At 66.7% G+C, this 16,826-nt stretch carries 13 protein-coding genes; 6 read left to right on the forward strand and 7 right to left on the reverse strand.

The window, feature by feature from the left end:
- Positions 1–446: 446 nt before the first annotated feature.
- The 5 genes from U0177_RS03540 (at position 447) to proC (ending at position 8,146) form a co-directional block, all read left to right on the forward strand.
- Positions 447–4,181: a chemotaxis protein CheB gene (locus U0177_RS03540; RefSeq protein WP_409569212.1), complete on the forward strand. Its 3,735-nt coding sequence runs from the start codon at positions 447–449 to the stop codon at positions 4,179–4,181.
- Positions 4,168–4,824, forward strand: a complete 657-nt coding sequence (locus tag U0177_RS03545) for a response regulator transcription factor (RefSeq protein WP_409569213.1) — start codon at positions 4,168–4,170, stop codon at positions 4,822–4,824. Before U0177_RS03540 ends, U0177_RS03545 begins: the two co-directional genes overlap by 14 nt.
- Positions 4,825–5,297: 473 nt before the next feature.
- A complete protein-coding gene (locus tag U0177_RS03550) occupies positions 5,298–5,735 on the forward strand; it encodes a hypothetical protein (protein ID WP_409569214.1) in 438 nt (145 codons plus the stop codon).
- A 172-nt stretch (positions 5,736–5,907) separates the two neighbouring features.
- Positions 5,908–7,224, forward strand: coding sequence for a serine hydroxymethyltransferase (gene glyA / locus U0177_RS03555; protein ID WP_409569215.1), 1,317 nt, complete (start codon positions 5,908–5,910; stop codon positions 7,222–7,224).
- Between the two features lie 103 nt (positions 7,225–7,327).
- Positions 7,328–8,146 carry a pyrroline-5-carboxylate reductase gene (proC, locus tag U0177_RS03560; RefSeq protein ID WP_409569216.1) on the forward strand — a complete coding sequence of 273 codons (819 nt, stop codon included), beginning with the start codon at positions 7,328–7,330 and terminating at the stop codon, positions 8,144–8,146.
- Positions 8,147–8,845: 699 nt separating this feature from the next.
- Here the strand turns inward: proC and U0177_RS03565 are convergent.
- From U0177_RS03565 to U0177_RS03590, 6 genes are all read right to left on the reverse strand, one after another.
- Positions 8,846–9,370 (reverse strand): PspC domain-containing protein, encoded by a 525-nt coding sequence (locus U0177_RS03565; RefSeq protein WP_409569217.1) that lies wholly within the window; start codon positions 9,368–9,370, stop codon positions 8,846–8,848.
- A gap of 93 nt (positions 9,371–9,463) precedes the next feature.
- Positions 9,464–11,539: a protein kinase domain-containing protein gene (locus tag U0177_RS03570; protein ID WP_409569218.1), complete on the reverse strand. Its 2,076-nt coding sequence runs from the start codon at positions 11,537–11,539 to the stop codon at positions 9,464–9,466.
- Between the two features lie 312 nt (positions 11,540–11,851).
- Positions 11,852–12,895 carry a Holliday junction branch migration DNA helicase RuvB gene (gene ruvB / locus U0177_RS03575; RefSeq protein ID WP_409569219.1) on the reverse strand — a complete coding sequence of 348 codons (1,044 nt, stop codon included), beginning with the start codon at positions 12,893–12,895 and terminating at the stop codon, positions 11,852–11,854.
- Between the two features lie 67 nt (positions 12,896–12,962).
- Positions 12,963–13,292, reverse strand: coding sequence for a hypothetical protein (locus tag U0177_RS03580; RefSeq protein ID WP_409569220.1), 330 nt, complete (start codon positions 13,290–13,292; stop codon positions 12,963–12,965).
- A 176-nt stretch (positions 13,293–13,468) separates the two neighbouring features.
- Complete coding sequence (locus U0177_RS03585; protein ID WP_409569221.1) at positions 13,469–13,765, reverse strand: lycopene cyclase domain-containing protein; 297 nt, start codon at positions 13,763–13,765, stop codon at positions 13,469–13,471.
- Between the two features lie 91 nt (positions 13,766–13,856).
- Positions 13,857–14,678 carry an N-acyl homoserine lactonase family protein gene (locus tag U0177_RS03590; RefSeq protein ID WP_409569222.1) on the reverse strand — a complete coding sequence of 274 codons (822 nt, stop codon included), beginning with the start codon at positions 14,676–14,678 and terminating at the stop codon, positions 13,857–13,859.
- A gap of 102 nt (positions 14,679–14,780) precedes the next feature.
- On the opposite strand from U0177_RS03590, the gene U0177_RS03595 reads away from it, so the two are divergent.
- Positions 14,781–15,266 carry a MarR family winged helix-turn-helix transcriptional regulator gene (locus U0177_RS03595; RefSeq protein ID WP_409569223.1) on the forward strand — a complete coding sequence of 162 codons (486 nt, stop codon included), beginning with the start codon at positions 14,781–14,783 and terminating at the stop codon, positions 15,264–15,266.
- Between the two features lie 113 nt (positions 15,267–15,379).
- Here U0177_RS03595 and U0177_RS03600 read toward each other — a convergent pair whose 3' ends face one another.
- Positions 15,380–16,705, reverse strand: a complete 1,326-nt coding sequence (locus U0177_RS03600) for an IS4 family transposase (RefSeq protein WP_409569224.1) — start codon at positions 16,703–16,705, stop codon at positions 15,380–15,382.
- Between the last annotated feature and the right edge of the window lie 121 nt (positions 16,706–16,826).

Consider the following 16,826-nt stretch of genomic DNA (forward strand, 5'->3'; position numbering starts at 1 on the left):
GCATATATGCTAGCTTTGCTAGCATATATGCCCCACCAGCGAGGTTCGGAGGGGCTTTGCCCCTCCGGCTCCCCTTATGACTTACGCAGTTGGCGAGCTCAGCCTTCGGCAGAGCGGTACCTTATGCCGTAGAGGTGTGCGGTTTTTCCGCGCGGAGCGCAGAAAACCGCACACAATGATCAAAAAGTACCTTGCTGCCGCAGGCAAGATGTGCGCGGCTTCGGGAAGCCGAACAGCGCAACTGCGTACGTCCTATCCCGTATTTCCAATACAGTCTAATGCATACCAAAGGTGCAGAAGATCGACACGTACAGCATGTCTGAAAAGGGCAAGTGCGAGGGACTTCGTCGCTCCAAACCACCCTTGTCGGGCAGCTTCTAATACTTTTGCGCAGGTGCCGCCCGGCGGCAGCACCTGCGCACTCCGAAGCGCTAGCTGGAGGCAGTATGAAGGCCAACTCGCCGCGCCGCAAATCGCGGGCCAAACCAGCCCAGGAGCCAGCCGAGAGCGACGAAACCTTTCCGATCGTCGGCATTGGCGCGTCGTCGGGCGGGGTTGCGGCGCTGCGCTCGCTGTTCAGCCATATGCCCCCCGACAGCGGCATGGCCTTTGTGGTGATTCTGCACCTGCCGCCTGAATTCGAGAGCAACCTCGCCAGCGTGCTGCAGCAGGTCACCAGCATGCCCGTGACGCAGGTACTGGAGCCGACGCAGGTGCTTGCCAACCATGTGTATGTCATCCCGCCCACCAAGCACCTTTCGATGGCCGACGGCAGCGTGCAGCTCACCGAGCCCGAAGGCCCGCGCGGCCGGCGCGCGCCGATCGACCTGTTCTTTCGCACCCTGGCCGAGACGCACGCGCAGCGCGCCGCCGCGATCGTGCTCAGCGGCAGCGGCGCCGACGGCACGATCGGCGTGCAGCGCATCAAAGAGCGCGGCGGGGTGGTGCTGGTGCAGGATCCGGCCGAGGCCGAGTTCGATGCGATGCCGCGCAATGTGATCGCCACCAGCCTGGTCGATTTCATTCTCGCAGTGGCCGATATGCCCGGCCAGCTGATCGCCTACTGGCGCACCGCCGCGACTATGCACCTGCCCACCGAGGCGGTGCGGCCCGAGATCGAAGCCGACACGCTGCGCGAGATCTTCGCGCTGCTACGCGCGCGCACCGGCCACGATTTCAGCCAGTACAAGCGCCCAACGCTGCTGCGCCGCATCGGCCGGCGCATGCAGGTCACCGGCATGGTCGATCTGGCGGCGTACCTGGCCGTGCTGCGCTCGCGGCCCGACGAGGTGCAGGCGCTGCTGCGCGACCTGCTGATCAGCGTGACGAACTTCTTCCGCGACACCGCCGCCTGGCACGCGCTCACCACGGTGCTCCCGGCGATCTTTGCCGGCAAAGAGCCGGGCGAGCAGATCCGCGCCTGGGTGGCGGGCTGCGCCACAGGCGAGGAAGCCTACTCGGTGGCAATCTTGCTCTACGAGTGCGCCCTGCTGCTCGACCTGCCGCCGACCATCCAGGTCTTCGCCACCGACATCGACGAAGACGCGATCGGCATCGCCCGCCAGGGCGTGTACCCCGACACGATCGCCGCCGATGTCGCGCCCGAGCGGCTCCAGCGCTTTTTTCAGGCCGAGCAGGGCCGCTACCGCATCAAGAAAGAGATCCGCGACCTGGTGCTGTTCGCGCCGCACAACCTGCTGCGCGACCCGCCGTTCTCGAAGCTCGACCTGATCACCTGCCGGAACCTGCTGATCTACCTCAACCGCGACGTGCAAGAGCAGGTGCTGCAGCTGTTTCACTTCGTGCTGCGGCCCGAGGGCGTGATGCTGCTGGGCGCCTCGGAGTCGACCGACGGCGTGCCGGGGCTGTTCGTGCCGATCGACAAAAGCCAGCGCCTGTTCCAGCGCCGGCTCGCTCCCAACGCTGCGCCGAGTACTGTCCCTGGCCTGCCGCTGGTGGGGCCGCCGCACCGGCCGCAGGCCGCCAAGCGCGGCCCGAGCGACGCCGGCCTGCACTCGTTCGGCGAGCTGCACAGCCAGCTGCTGGCCAACTACATCCCGCCTAGCGTGATCGTCAACGAGGACTACGACATCGTGCACCTGTCGCGCGGTATTGGCGCCTTTTTGCAGTTCATCGAGGGCGAGCCGTCGCACAACCTACTCAAGGTGGTGCACCCCGACCTGCGGCTCGAACTGCGCACGGCGTTATTCGCGGCCATGCAGAAGATCAGCGACATCGAGATCCGGCGCGTGCGTATCGCCACCGCTGGCGGTGCGCGCCTCGTCGACCTGATCGTCCGGCCGTTGCAGGCGCCCGATTGGGCCCGCGGCTATGTGCTGGTGGTGTTTCGCGACTTGGCCGACGCCAGCACGTTCGAGCAGTTAGCGCCTAACGATGCCGAGCCGGTGGTGCGCCAGCTCGAAGACGAGCTCCAGCGCACCAAAGACCAGCTGCGCACCACGATCGAGCAGTACGAAACGGCGGTGGAAGAGTACAAGGCCGCCAATGAAGAGCTGCAGGCGATCAACGAAGAGCTGCGCGCCGCCACCGAAGAGCTTGAAACCAGCAAAGAAGAGCTGCAGTCGGTGAACGAAGAGCTGACCACAGTCAACCAGGAGCTAAAGCATAAAGTCGACGAGGTCAGCCAGTCGAACAACGACCTACTCAACCTCATGGCCTCGACCGAGATCGGCACGATTTTTGTCGATCGCGAGATGCGGATCAAGCGCTACACGCCCAGCGCCCAGGTGATCTTCAACCTCATCCCATCCGATATCAATCGGCCACTGACCCACATCACCCACAAGCTCAGCTACACGCAGCTGGCCGCCGACGCGATGGGCGTGCTCGAAACCCTCGCCAAAGTCGAGCGCGAGGTGGCCAGCCAGGACGCGCACTGGTACCTGGCCCGGCTGCTGCCCTACCGCACCGTCGAAGACAAGATCGACGGCGTGATCCTGACATTCATCGACATCACCGAGCGCAAGCGTGCCGAAGAGGCGCTACAGGCCAATGAAATTCGGCTGCGCCTGCTGTTCGAAAGCGTGCAGGATTTCGCGATCTTTACGCAGGATTTGGGCGGGCGGATCGATAGCTGGAGCCCGGCCGCCGAGCGACTGCTGGGCTATAGCGAGGCCGAGGTGCTGGGCCAACCCGGCGCGCTGCTGTTTACGCCGGAAGATCGCACCCAAGGAGCACCGGAACAGGAATTGCAACAGACGCTCCAGAGGGGCCGATCGGAAGATGAGCGCTGGCAGGTGCGCAAAGATGGGGCGCGTTTTTACGCCAGTAGCCTTATGTCGCAGATCCACGACGCGCACGGCACGGTGCAGGGCTTCGTGAAAGTCATGCGCGACCTGACCCGCCAAAAGCAGGCCGACGATATCTTGCAGCAGGGGCAGGCGCTGCTCGAGCAGCGCGTAACAGAACGCACCAGCGCGCTCGCAATTGCCAACCAGCAGCTGCAATCCGAAGTGGCCGATCGCCAGCGCGCCGAGCTGGCGCGCAGCCAGGTGCTGCGCCAGCTCGTCACCGCCCAAGAGGAAGAGCGCCGGCGTATCGCGCGCGAGCTGCACGACCAGCTCGGGCAACAGCTCAGCGCGCTGCGCATCGGGCTCGACCAGCTCGCCGCGCCGCGCCTCAGCCCCGCGCGCGCCAAGCAGCTTGCGCGGCTCCAGCAGATCGCCCACCGGCTCGACCGCGATGTCGACCAGCTGGCGTTCGAGCTGCGCCCCAGCCTGCTCGACGACCTGGGCCTGCGCGCGGCGCTGCAGCAGCACGTCGAGGAATGGGCCGAGCGCCACGGCATCGCCGCCGAGTTCCAGGCGATGCCCGACACGAGCGCACGGCTGGCGGGCGAGATCGAGATCGTGGTGTACCGGGTAGTGCAAGAAGCGCTCACCAATGTGCTCAAGCACGCCGAGGCACACCACGTGAGCGTGATACTCGAGCAGCACGATAACCAGCTCAGCCTGATCGTCGAAGACGACGGGATCGGTTTCGACACCGACGTCGCCAGCACGGGCCAGGCCGGCGAGCGGCGACTCGGCCTGCTGGGCATCCACGAGCGCGTCGCGCTGGTGAACGGCACTGTCACGATTGAGTCGGCCCGGCGAAGCGGCACGACGTTGTTTATACGTATTCCGCTAGGGCCGCGCGGAGGCGCTGATGCGACTTCATAAGCTGCGCATATTTCTCGCCGACGACCACGCCGTGCTGCGCGAAGGCCTGGCGGCGCTGATCGGCGAGCAGATGGACATGGAAGTGATCGGTCAGGCGAGCGATGGCCGCATCGCGATCGATCAGATCCGCGACTGCCGGCCCGATGTCGCGGTCATCGACGTGTCGATGCCGGGCCTGAGCGGCGCGCAGCTCACCGCGCAGCTGCTCGAAACCTGCCCCGAGATCCAGGTCGTCGCGCTGACGCGCCACAGCGAGCCGGGCTATGTGCGCCAGATGCTCCAGGCCGGCGCGCGCGGCTATATGCTGAAGCAAACCTCCGCCGCCGAGCTGCTGAGCGCAATCCGCGCGGTCGCCGAGGGCCGCACCCACCTCGACACAGCCATCGCCGGGCGGGTGGTGCAGAGCTTCGTGCGCACCCAGGCCGCCAACGAAAGCGCCGAGGCCGACCTAAGCGCGCGCGAGGCCGATGTCGTGCGGCTCACCGCATTCGGCTACAGCAACAAAGAAATCGCGACGCGGCTGGGCATCAGCGTGAAGACCGTCGACACCTACAAAAACCGCGCGATGGAGAAGCTCGGGCTGCACAGCCGCGCGGCGCTGGTGCGCTACGCCATGCAGCGCGGCTGGTTCGACGAGAGCTAGCCGCCTGCAAGAAGCTGTAGGGTATTTACCCGACACGCGCTCGGCAATTTCCCCCACACCGGAGTAGCCGCAAAGCTGCTAGACTACATTCACGCCGGTAATAACGCATGCTGGACGAGGGGCGGAGCAGGACGTGTAGGCATTCGAGTTCCATGCCGATGGCACCATGCTCAGTATTACTCGGCGAACGCGGGGCCGCACTGGCCCCGCACACCTTGCGCACCCATTCGAGGCATAGCCGGCCCTCTCTCATCCCCACACTGCTCGCCACCAGGCCCTGGGGCAGGCGCAAGCACAGGCGCCGCGCGGCCGGTGAGACAAAGCCAACCTCGAAATGCGCGCTTGCATCTCGCATTACGCATAGTTCAATATGCCGGTGACCTTACGCCGCAGCCGTACCTGCGGCAGAAGCAGCCGCAGCGGTATGGTAGCGTGCCTGGCACGCACTGTATCGCCAGCGGAAGGACAGAGAAATGACCAAAGGCCGTACCATTCTTGTTGCCGAACACGATCGCAGCATCTCCGCGCTGATCGAAGAAATTTTGCTCGGCGAAGGCTATACCATGCGGCGCTGCGCCAGCCTGCCGCCAACTATCTGCGAGATCGAGCGCGCCCAGCCCGACGGCGTGATCGTCGATATCGGCCCTGGCGATGCCGACACCTGCATGCAGCTGCTCCAGCAGCTACGCCAGAGCCCCGCGCTGCGCAATGTTGGCGTGCTGCTCAGCTCGACCGACAGCCGCCTGCTGAACGAGATCAGCTGGCCGACGGCCCAGATGCGCTGCGCCACGCTGCCGAAACCCTTCGACCTGCACGAGTTCATCTCGCAGCTCTCGTACGCGCTCGACGTTGCCGCCGGCAGCACTTCCGAGCCGCAGCCTCCCGCCAGCGCACACTACAGCTTGAACTAGGCCCGGCTCGCCGCAGCCTGGCGCCCGCACCATCCTCCTTTCTCGGCGAGAAAGGGGGATTTTCGTATGCCCGCGCGCAGAGCAAAAGGGCGCGGGCGGATTTGGTATAATAGCGCCCCAGCGGCAGGGCAGCGCCGCCCGCCAACCAACGAATCTGAAAGGAAGCACCAGCATGTCAGCACTCGCCACGCTCTGGCAGAACGACCCCGACGTCGCCCACATTCTGGCCAGCGAGGCCCGGCGCCAGCGCGATGGGCTCGAGCTGATCGCCAGCGAAAACTACACCAGCCGCGCCGTGCTCGAAGCGCAGGGCTCGATCCTCACCAATAAGTACGCCGAGGGCTACCCCGGCAACCGCTACTACGGCGGCTGCGAATATGTCGATCAGGCCGAGAACCTGGCGCGGGCGCGCGCGCGCGAGCTGTTCGGCGCGGCCTACGCCAATGTGCAGCCGCACTCGGGCACCCAGGCGAATATGGCGGTGTACTTCACCTTCCTCAAGCCCGGCGACACCGTGCTGGGCATGGACCTGTCGCACGGCGGCCACCTGACCCACGGCTCGCCGGTGAATTTTTCGGGCCAGCTATACCGCTTCGTAGCCTACGGCGTGGACCCGCACAGCGAGCTGCTGGACTACGACCAGGTCGAGGCGGTGGCGCGGCGCGAGAAGCCGAAGATGATCACCGTGGGCGCGAGCGCCTACTCGCGGGCGATCGACTTCGCGCGCTTCCGCCAGATCGCCGACGCGGTGGGCGCGTTTCTGTTCGCCGACATCGCCCACCCGGCCGGGCTGATCGCCAAAGGCCTGCTGCCCAGCCCGGTGCCGCACGCGCATGTCGTCACCTCTACCACCCACAAAACGCTGCGCGGCCCGCGCGGCGGCCTGATCCTGATGGGCCAGGATTTCGAGAACCCATTCGGCCAGACGGCCGCCAAGAGCGGGCGCACGCTGATGATGTCGGAGCTGCTCGACAAGAATGTGATCCCCGGCGCGCAGGGCGGCCCGCTCATGCACGTGGTGGCCGCCAAGGCCGTCGGCTTCCGCGAGAACCTGCAGCCCGAGTTTGCCGACTACGCCGCCCAGATCATCCGCAACGCCCAGGCGCTGGCCGGCGCGCTGATCGGCCGCGGCTACCATATCATCTCGGGCGGCACCGACAACCACCTCATGCTGGTCGATTTGCGCAACAAGGGCGTGACCGGCAAGGCCGCCCAGGAGGCGCTCGACCGCGCGCATATCACCCTGAATAAAAACTCGGTGCCGTTCGACGATAAGTCGCCGCTCGTGACGAGCGGCATCCGCATCGGCACGCCGGCGATCACCACGCGCGGCATGGGCGTGGCCGAGATGGACAGCGTGGCCAGGCTGATCGACGAAGTAGTGACGCATATCGGCGACGAGGCGGTGATCGGGCGGGTGCGCGAAGAAGTGGTAGCGCTGTGCGCGGGCTTCGGCGTGCCGGGCACCGAGGGGTACGAGCAGCGCTGACAAGATGACCGGGCGACACGATGACAAGCTCAGCGGGGCAGCTCTGTCATCTTGCCACCTTGCCATCTTGCCACCTTGACTGTGGCGGAAAGGCCAGATTGTAATGATACGCGACTTACGAATAGCGGTGATCGGCGCGGGAATCATGGGCGAGGCGATGATCAGCGGCATGCTGCAGCAAGAGCTGGTTGAGCCGGGGCAGATCATGGCCACCGAGCTGCGCGCCGAGCGGCGCGACGAGATCGCCGGGCGCTACGGCGTGCAGGTGACCGACGACAACGTCGCGGCGGTGCACTGGGCGCAGGTGGCGGTGTTCGCGGTGAAGCCGCAGACACTGCCGCGGCTGCTGCCCGAGCTGCGCGGCACGCTCGGCGACGGCGAGCTGGTGATCTCGATTGTGGCCGGCGCGCCACTGCGGCACTTCGCCGACCTGCTGGGCCACCCGCAGGTGGTGCGCTCGATGCCGAACACGCCCGCGCAGATCGGCCACGGCATGACCGTGTGGACGGCCGCGCCGGCCGTGACCGAGCAGCAGCGCGGCTGGGCGCGCACCATCCTCGGCTCGTTCGGCCACGAGCAGTATGTCGACGACGAGAACTACCTGGATATGGCCACGGCGCTCTCGGGCACCGGGCCGGCCTACTTCTTCCTGCTGATGGAGGCCATGGTCGACGCCGGCGTGCACCTCGGGTTCCCGCGCTACATGGCCCAGCAGCTGGTGCTCGAAACCATGCACGGCTCGGTGCTGTACGCCATGCAGAGCGGCAAGCACCTGGCCGAGCTGAAGAACGGCGTGACATCGCCGGCCGGCACCACAGCTGCGGCGCTGTACGAGCTTGAGCGCGGCGGCCTGCGCACGGTGCTCACCGACGCGATCTGGGCGGCCTACCGGCGCTCGGCCGAGCTGGGGAAGGGGAAGTAATACCAAATTCGGCGGTACTGTATCTACAAATCGTATGCGGTTTTTCCGCGCTCCGCGCGGAAAAACCGCATACAGAAGATGGAGAGGTACCATGCTGCCGCAGGCTCAATCTCGTCGCTTGAGCAAGCCGAACAGAACAAGTGCGTAACTCCTACAATCTATACGTGATCAAGCGAACAGCGTATAGTACCAGCTCGGCATCTGGCCGCATACGCACGCGACGAACGAACCGCGCCGGCCGCCACTTCCGTGGCAGGCCGGCGCGGTTCGTTCGTCGCGGAGCAGATCGTCCTGGTGCGGGCGGAGGAAGAGGAGCGCCCTGGCTGGCTGGATTGCATGTGGCCCAGGGCACGCTGTGAAGTGAAGTGCTTGGAGCTTGGATGCGTGGTGCGTTGTGGAGCGATTTGCGACGCTGCCCCTCTTCGGTTCGAATACTAGCATAGCCTGGCGCGCTCCGGCTGAGAAGATCGGCGGATTACGCGCGGATTACGCCAATTTCAAATTTTTATTCATCCTATCTCGTGATCACTTTCTGTATGCGATGCGCTGCCCGTCTTCGCCGGGCAGCGCATCGCACAATATTCGGGGCGGCTTCGCCGCCCCGAACCACATACAGCAAGGGCATCGCAAACAGAAAGTTCGGGGGCGGCTTCGCCACCCCCGAACCTATACATATACTAGCCGAGTGCCGCGCTGGCATTAGCGGCGGCGCAGCACCATCACGCCAGCGGCGATCAGCACCACCGGCAGCAGCAGCTTGCCGAAGCCGGGGATCATGCTCAGCAGGATGATCGCGCCGACGCCCAGCAGCACCACGCCGAGCACGCGGTTGCGGCGCTCTTCGGGGGTAGATGGCGCGGCCCCACCGCCGACATTGTTGATCGGGATCTCGGCCTCAGGGTCGGCCGGCTGGCCAGTCATCGGGTCGAAGCGCACGCGGCGCGACGACACAAACACCTCGCGCACCTCGTCCCCCACGCGCTGGGCTTGCTGGCGCATCTCGTCGAACACCTGGTCGGGCGCGGGGCGCTGGCCGCCCTCGACCGGCATGATCAGCCACAGCACCGGGTAGAGCAGCACGCCCACGCCGGTGAACACCAGCGCCACGAGCGCGAGCCGCACGATCACCGGGTCGATCGCGAGATATTGGCCAATGCCGCCGGCCACGCCGGCGATGACTTTGTCGGTGCGGCTGCGCATGAGCCGCTGGCTGGGGTTGTACATGATGTCGCTCCTTGTGTCTATGGCCTGCGGCCAGTGCTTTCGCTTATGCCGATGATACGCCGGCCGGCGCGGCATTGTTGCAGCGCGCGGCGATCAGCGGCCAAGGAGCGAGATCACGAGGATCGCGACGAGCAGCAGCGCCAGCAGCCCGCCGAAAACATACATCAGCACCGCGTCCCAGTTGAGAAAGCGCCAGTCGCGCGGCAGCCTGCGCTCGAAGCCATAGATATGCCAGCTGTACAGGCCGCTCTCGGCCGAGCGCTTTTGCTTGGCGGCCTTGCCGTTCTTGGCGGGCGCGGCTGGCGCGGCCGGCGCGGCCGGCAGCTCGCCGAGGTCGAAGATGATCTCGGTGATCGGGATGAAGGCGATCGCCACCTCGCTCAGCGCGATGCGCGTATCGGGGCCGGCGCCGGTCTGCGCCTTCGCCAGCAGCTCGGCCAGCCCGGGCACCAGCTTCCACTCGGCGCGCACATCGCCGGCCTGCTGCTCGCGATACACCTCGGTGAGCTTGCACTCGCGCTGCAGCCAGTTCTCGTCGAGCAGCGGCAGGTCGTCGTTGCTGCGCAGCAGCTCGGCGCGCCGCCGCCACGTAGTTGTCTTGCGCTGCACCAGCCGGCCAAGGCCATCGCAGCGGTCGCACTTGAGGCTGCCGCTGCCCGAGCAGTCGGGGCAGGGCACCAGCACCTGCGCCGGCTGGGGCGGGGCGGCGGTGGCGGTGGCCTGCCCCGCGGCCGGCTGGCTGGCGGCCTGGCCGGGCTTCGCCGAATCGCGGCGCACCAGCACGCGCGCGGCGCCCTTGCAGCGCGGGCAGGTGGTGCGCCCGTGGCCCTCGCAGTCGTCGCAGGTGAGCACGCGCGTCGAGCCGGGCAGCGTCACCGTGCCGCCGGCGTCGGCCTGAAAGCCCTTGGGCGCCGGCAGGGCCAGGCCCCAGCGATCCTGCTCGCGCTCGCGGCCGATCGGCTGGGCCTGGACATCGGGCTCCTCGACGGTTTTGATCGGCTCGCGCGTCTCGTAGAGCACGTTCAGCGTGTAGAAATACACGTTGGTGCTGGTCGAGCGGTGAAACAGCGCCTGGCGGCCCAGCAGCTTGCGCCGAAACGGGCCAGCCTTGCTCCAGGCGTTCAGCAGCGCCTCGAGCTCGGCGCGGCGCGCCAGCGCCTCGGCGCGCTCGCGGGCCTTCTGCATGGGGCCTTTGATCAGGTCGGCGCCGAGGATCTTTTCAACCGGGTGGGGCTCGACCGGCTTGGCCGGGATGAGCGGCGCGGCGCCGGCAGATGGGTCGAAGCCGGGCACCAGCAGCGGGCGCTCTTTCTCGGGCGCGCCGAGCACCTGCGTCGGGCCGGTATGGCGCGCCAGCACCTGGTCGAGCTCGTCGATCGCCGCGCGGAGGCTGGGGTAGCGCTTGGCCGGGTCGAGCGCCAGCATGGTCAGCAGCACGCGGTCGACATCCGGCGGCAGGCCCTGCACGCCGCGCTCGCGCAGCGGCGGCGGCGGCGCAAACGCCCCGCCGGTGCTGTCGGGCATGCCGGGCACGTGATCCCACGGCAGGTTGCCGCTGAGCATCTCGTAGAGCACTACGCCCAGGCTGTAAATATCGGATAGATGCGTGACGGCCGTGGCCGACGATGCGTGCTCGGGCGAGAGGTAGCCGGGCGTGCCCATCACCTTGCTGATCGTGGTCATGCCGGTGCGGCCAGACTCGCGGGCGATGCCGAAGTCGGTGAGCAGCACGCGCCCGGTCTCCTGCTCGACGAGGATATTGCCGGGCGAGACATCGCGGTGGATCACGCCGTGGGCGTGGGCGTAATCGAGCGCGGCGCCGGCGTCGCGAAAGATCCGCAGCGCCAGGTCGAGCGCCAGCGGCTGGCCGGGCTTCAGCAAGCTGCGCAGCGCCCCGCCGGCCACGTACTCCATGACGGTATAGTAGAACGGCTGCTGGTAGCCGTGATCGAAGATCTGAATAATATGCTCGTGGCGCAGGCGGCTGGTGATGCTGGCCTCGCGGCCGAAGCGGTCGACCCACTCGGGGTCCTGCGACATCAGCAGCTTCACCGCGCTCAGGCGGTTCTCGAGGCTGCGGTGGCGGCCGAGCCACACTTCGCCGATGCCGCCTTTGCCGAGCTGGCGCTCGAGCTGGTAGTTGCCGATTCGCTGTGGGACATTCGACATAGGCGTACGCGGAATCGTCTCCAAACATGCGTGCGGGATGGAATTATACCATCGTTTCGCGGCGGCCGCACCCCTGCGCCGCTTCGCCGCCCGCAAATTTCGTATTGTGTTGCACGACGTGGCTTCGCCACGTCGTGCAACACAATCTCTACGTGATCAAGCGAACAGCGTATCAGCCGGCAGGAACAGAGCGCGGCAGCGCGTGCCAGGCTGGTGGCGGATGCCTCAGGGCGCGGAGGCTGGTGCCGCGCTAGCCTGAGGCATACGCGCGCGGCATTGCGGCTGGCACCGGCTGAAATTCCGCGCAGCGGCCTACCAGAGGCGCGCCTGCTCGGGGCCGGTGTCGGGCGGCAGCTTCTCGATGTAGGTGATGCCAAGGTGATCGTAGGCGCGGCGGGTGGCGATGCGGCCGCGTGGCGTGCGCTGCAGAAAGCCAAGCTGGAGCAGAAACGGCTCGTACACATCTTCGATCGCGTCGACCTCTTCGGCCAGCGCGGCGGCCAGCGTCGAGAGGCCCACCGGCCCGCCGTTGAACAGCTCGATGATCGCGCGCAGCAGCCGGCGGTCGTTCTCGTCGAGCCCAAGCTCGTCGACCTCCAGCTGCGCCAGGGCCACGCGGGCGACCTCGAGCGTAATCACGCCGCCACCGACCACCTGGGCGTAATCGCGCACGCGGCGCAGCAGCCGGTTGACGATGCGCGGCGTGCCGCGCGCGCGCCGGGCGATCTCGTGCGCGCCCTCGGGCGTGGACACAACGCCGAGGATACGCGCCGAGCGCATGACGATATCGAACAGCGCCTCGGCCGAATAGAACTCCATGCGATGCACCGAGCCGAAGCGGTCGCGCAGCGGCGAGGTGAGCAGCGCCACGCGCGTGGTGGCGCCCACCACGGTGAACTTGGCCAGGTTCAGGCGCAGGTTGCGCGCGCTCGGGCCCTTGCCGACCATGATGTCGAGCGCGAAGTCTTCCATCGCGGGGTAGAGCACCTCTTCGACGGCGCGGTTGAGGCGGTGGATCTCGTCGATGAACAGCACGTCGTCCTTCTGGACATTCGTGAGGATGGCGGCGAGGTCGCCGGCGCGCTCGATCGCCGGGCCGGAGGTGAGCTTGATGTTCACGCCCATCTCGTTGGCCAGCACGCCGGCCAGGCTGGTTTTGCCCAGGCCGGGCGGCCCGTAGAACAGCGTGTGGTCGAGCGGCTCTTTGCGGCCCTTGGCGGCGGCGATCGCGATCTTGAGCTGCTCGACGATCTTTTCCTGGCCGATGAACTCGGCCAGCTTCTTCGGGCGCAGGCTCTTCTCGACCTGCTGGTCGTCTTCGCCGGAGTTAGGGTCGAGAATTCGGTCGTCGCTCATGCCGCCTCGCGCTGTAGCACCTGTGTGCGAACTGTGGGCATTATAGCATAGGTGCGGCGGGCGCGGCCTACCAGATCCAGCGGCGCGGGCCATAGCCGAACACCAGCACGGCGCACGCGGCGGCGCTGCTCACCAGCGCGATCCCCAGCAGATTATCGATAGGCGTGATGCCAACGCCATACAGCCAGATGCCGAGCACCTGAGCCTGGTTGATGCGCCAGGCGCCCCAGATCGCGCCGATCGGGTCGGTGACGAGCTGCCACAGCTCGGCGAGCAGCACCACCGCCAGGATGGTGCGCCGGCGCGACCACAGAAACGCGGCGTTGCGCGCCCACAGGATGCCGTGAAACACCAGCGCCGTGCCGATCAGAATCAGCGTTGGTATGAAGCGTTCCATTTCTAACCTGCACACCTTGCTAAGCGGCTAAGGGACTTAGAAATTGGTCATCATCCATGGGAGGTTTGGAGGGTCTGCGACCCTCCAAAGGTATTCGTTTTTCGCGCTGTGGCAGAGCGGCGGCTTTGCCGCCCCCGCGCCCCCACCAAGCGGGATGATGTGGACTTTCCGAGTCCCTAACGCCGCTCTTCGATCAAAATTGTGAGCATCGCAAACATCAGTGTGACGCCGACGATCCACAGCCACTCTTCAAGCGGCAGGCCGCCGATCCACACCCCGGCGATATGCTCGGGAATGTAATCCCATGTGCCGAGCTTGACGATCCCGGCGTCCCAGGCCCAGCCGCCTGCCAGCGCGCCGAGCAGCGTCCAGGCTAGCGCGCGGCGGCGCGGCCACAGCCGGCGCCGCGCCGCCAGCGCCAGCGCCAGCAGCGGCAGGCCCACGAACAGCGCAAGCCAGATCAGATAGGTCATACTGCCAAACATGCCTTGGTCCTCATTGCCGTGCGTGCCCACTTCTTCTACGCGCGCCGGGCACGGGCGGATCGGCCGTGGCGGCCAGCCGCTACGCCACGGCAGCTGCGATAGCAGCGCGCTCGGCCAGCCGCCGCGGCGCGTCGATGTCGTGCGATGGCAGGTAGACCGTCGGGCGCTCGGCAGCGTGGCGCAGCACGCGCGCCAGGGTATCGCGGTGGCCGGCCACGTCGGCGCAAGGCCCCTGCTGCTGCCCGGCCAGCAGCGCGCTTTCGCTATACGTCACATCGCCGGCCAGCATCACGTCGAGCTCGCCCTCGCGCACGATAACCGAAAGGTGGCCGCGGGTGTGGCCTGGCGTCGGCACGGCGCGCACATCGCCGGCGCGCGTCAGCGGGTAGCTGTGGCTGAAGCCGCCGATCGGCTCGGGCCGAAACTCGATCGGCGCGGGCGCAAACCACGCCGGCGGGTGGATCGTCAGCCGCGAGAGCAGGCGCCCGCCGGGCGAGCGCATCGCCCGCAGCTCGGCGGCGCTGGCCAGCAACGGCAGCTGCGGCAGCCCGGCCAGGCCGTTCACATGGTCGCCGTGCAGGTGCGTCAGCACCACAGTGCGAATATCGCCTGGGCGCACGCCAAGCTGGCGCAGCCGCTCGGGCAGCTCGTCGGATGGCTCGAGCAGCAGCTGGCCCGGCACCAGCGGCGAAGCTGGCGCAAGCCGGGTTTCGCCGCTGTCGACAAGGATCAGGCCTTCGGGGTGCTCGATCAGCCAGGCGTAGATCGGCAGCGGATCGGCCCACGCGCGGTCGGCGCGCATGGCCCACAAAAACTGCGGCAGGCCGCCGGCAGCCAGGCTGCCGGCCAGAAACGAGCGCTTGACCCGGATCGAACCAGTCTGGAGAATGTGGATGTGCATGCACGCCTCGCTGTATGGTATGATAACAGTAACCCAGGTATACTGTAAACCCGGTTGTCTAATATAATAAACCTTGTTGTCTAAATAGTCAAGGGGCTATCTATGGTCGATCGCGACTCGTTGCGCGCCGAAGGCCAGCAGTCGCTCTCGCGCAAGCTGCTGACGCTGTACCGCAACTACCAGGCGTTGGCGGCGGCGAAATACGCGGCGCGCGGCTACCAGGGGCTAAGCATGGCGCACACCTTTCTGATCGCCAATATCGACGACGGCGGCACGCGGATCGTCGATCTCGCCACGCGCATGGGCACCACCAAGCAGTTCGCCGGCCGGCTGGTGCAGGAGCTTGCGGCGCGCGGCATGGTCGAAACCGCGCCCGACCGATCCGATCGGCGGGCCATGCGCGTGCGCGGCACGGAGCGTGGCTGGAAGTTCCTGGAGGAAGCCTGCGCGGCGCGCGCCGAGATCGAGCGCGAATACCAGGCGCTGCTTGGCGACACGCTGATGCACAGCCTGGTCGCGGCGGTCGACCAGCTGACGCACTATGTGCCGGATGGAGCGCCAGGCGCGGCCGCCGAGCTCGAGGGCTGATACCAACTCCGTTTGATTACTTGTGTTTTCTTGTGCGGCGCCCGGCTTTGCTGGGCGCCGCACAAGAAAAGGAAATTTCGGGGGCGGCGAAGCCGCCCCCATGCGCATTAAGCTTACGCCACACAGCTATCGGTACTCATCAAAAACCGCTGGAAGGTACACGGATGTTTCCTGCGTCGGTTCTTGCGGCAGCCTGCTTGAATACAGCGTGCCAGCGTCGTCAGCGCGTCCCGCAGCCGTGCGGGCTGCCCCATCGCCGTTGCCAGCGCGATCCAATGCGTACGAATTGTCTGTGCCGCTTTGCCCCAACTCCGTGCGGGCGCATCCCACCCGCTCACGAGCAGCAGCCAATGCTGCACAATTTGATTGAGCAAGCGTCCATACAATTCACACAGCACCCGCCACGGCTGCACGTCCCGTACCAGATCAATCTGCCCGTGGCTTTTCCACAGCTTAAACAGCAGTTCGATCTGCCAGCGCGCCCGCGCCAGCACCAGCGCCTCCGTCACGGTCAGTCCGTCCGGCGGGATGGTGGTCACAAACACGCTCCACGCCGCCAAGGCCAAGCGCAGCGCGCTGACCATCTGGCCCTGCGCTTTGGCTTCCTCCCGCAAGCGGCGGCGGCGCTGGTCGACCACCTCCTGCGGTGCCCGCACTGCCAGCAAGCGCGCCCGCACCTGCGCCTCCCGCCCCAGCCGCACCGGCAGATCGAGCGTTGCCTCGGGCATGGCGGCCAGCAGGTCGTGCAGGCGCCACCAGCGTCCATCGTCCGTTTGCAGGCTGGTCAGTGCCTGCATGCGCGAGAACCAGGACACGCCCCGCGCGTCCAACTCCGCCAGCAGGGCGAGGTCAAAATAGCCCAAATCCACCAGCCGGACCGCGCCCTGCGGCAGATCGTGATGCAGGGTGGCGTGAGCATCCGACTCGCGGCCATCGTGCAGGGTCGGGCCGCGCAAGCGCCCCGTGCGCAGGTCGAGGGCGACCTGGAGCTTAAGCGCCGCGTTGCCGGCGTCGGGCGTGCCATTACCGCAGCCGGTCCAGACCGCAGCGAGCGCCTCGGGCAAGGCGATCGTGGTACTATCTTGCACCACCACCTCGGCGAAGCGGTCGAGGATGGGCAAGCTGAGTGGGTCAGCACACAGCACCTCGCCAATCGCAGCCCCGAGCACGTGTTCCAGACAGGTGGCGGCGGTTCGGTCAAACCGCTGATGCAAGGCTTCGGGCGAGATGGTTACGCCCAAGGCGGCACTCGTCTGCGTCAGGGCGCTCAAGCTCGCCTGCGGGTCGGCACCGAGGCCAAACACGAGCGTTTGCACGAACACACTGCCGGTCAGTTTGGCGTCCGAGCGCTGAACAAAGCCGGTCTGGCGGCCGGCACGGTCGGCTTCCTCGGTCAACACCGCCGCAAGCGTGGCGGCCAGCTGTGGTATAGTCGTCATCAGGGCGGCTCCTGTCGGTGTTTGGTTGTGGTTTGGCGACAACAACCATACCACAAGAGCTGTCCTTGTCTACTACGCTTAATGCGTATGGGGGCGGCAAAGCCGCCCCCGAACCCTCACC

The sequence above is a fragment of the Kouleothrix sp. genome, from assembly GCF_046328425.1.
Lineage (GTDB): Bacteria > Chloroflexota > Chloroflexia > Chloroflexales > Roseiflexaceae > Kouleothrix.

Bases quoted from the DNA above. Each gene is read 5' to 3' on its own strand.
- U0177_RS03540 (WP_409569212.1), top strand. From the start codon at position 447: ATGAAGGCCAACTCGCCGCGCCGCAAATCGCGGGCCAAACCAGCCCAG.
- U0177_RS03545 (WP_409569213.1), top strand. From the start codon at position 4,168: ATGCGACTTCATAAGCTGCGCATATTTCTCGCCGACGACCACGCCGTG.
- U0177_RS03550 (WP_409569214.1), top strand. From the start codon at position 5,298: ATGACCAAAGGCCGTACCATTCTTGTTGCCGAACACGATCGCAGCATC.
- glyA (WP_409569215.1), top strand. From the start codon at position 5,908: ATGTCAGCACTCGCCACGCTCTGGCAGAACGACCCCGACGTCGCCCAC.
- proC (WP_409569216.1), top strand. From the start codon at position 7,328: ATGATACGCGACTTACGAATAGCGGTGATCGGCGCGGGAATCATGGGC.
- U0177_RS03565 (WP_409569217.1), bottom strand. From the start codon at position 9,370: ATGTACAACCCCAGCCAGCGGCTCATGCGCAGCCGCACCGACAAAGTC.
- U0177_RS03570 (WP_409569218.1), bottom strand. From the start codon at position 11,539: ATGTCGAATGTCCCACAGCGAATCGGCAACTACCAGCTCGAGCGCCAG.
- ruvB (WP_409569219.1), bottom strand. From the start codon at position 12,895: ATGAGCGACGACCGAATTCTCGACCCTAACTCCGGCGAAGACGACCAG.
- U0177_RS03580 (WP_409569220.1), bottom strand. From the start codon at position 13,292: ATGGAACGCTTCATACCAACGCTGATTCTGATCGGCACGGCGCTGGTG.
- U0177_RS03585 (WP_409569221.1), bottom strand. From the start codon at position 13,765: ATGACCTATCTGATCTGGCTTGCGCTGTTCGTGGGCCTGCCGCTGCTG.
- U0177_RS03590 (WP_409569222.1), bottom strand. From the start codon at position 14,678: ATGCACATCCACATTCTCCAGACTGGTTCGATCCGGGTCAAGCGCTCG.
- U0177_RS03595 (WP_409569223.1), top strand. From the start codon at position 14,781: ATGGTCGATCGCGACTCGTTGCGCGCCGAAGGCCAGCAGTCGCTCTCG.
- U0177_RS03600 (WP_409569224.1), bottom strand. From the start codon at position 16,705: ATGACGACTATACCACAGCTGGCCGCCACGCTTGCGGCGGTGTTGACC.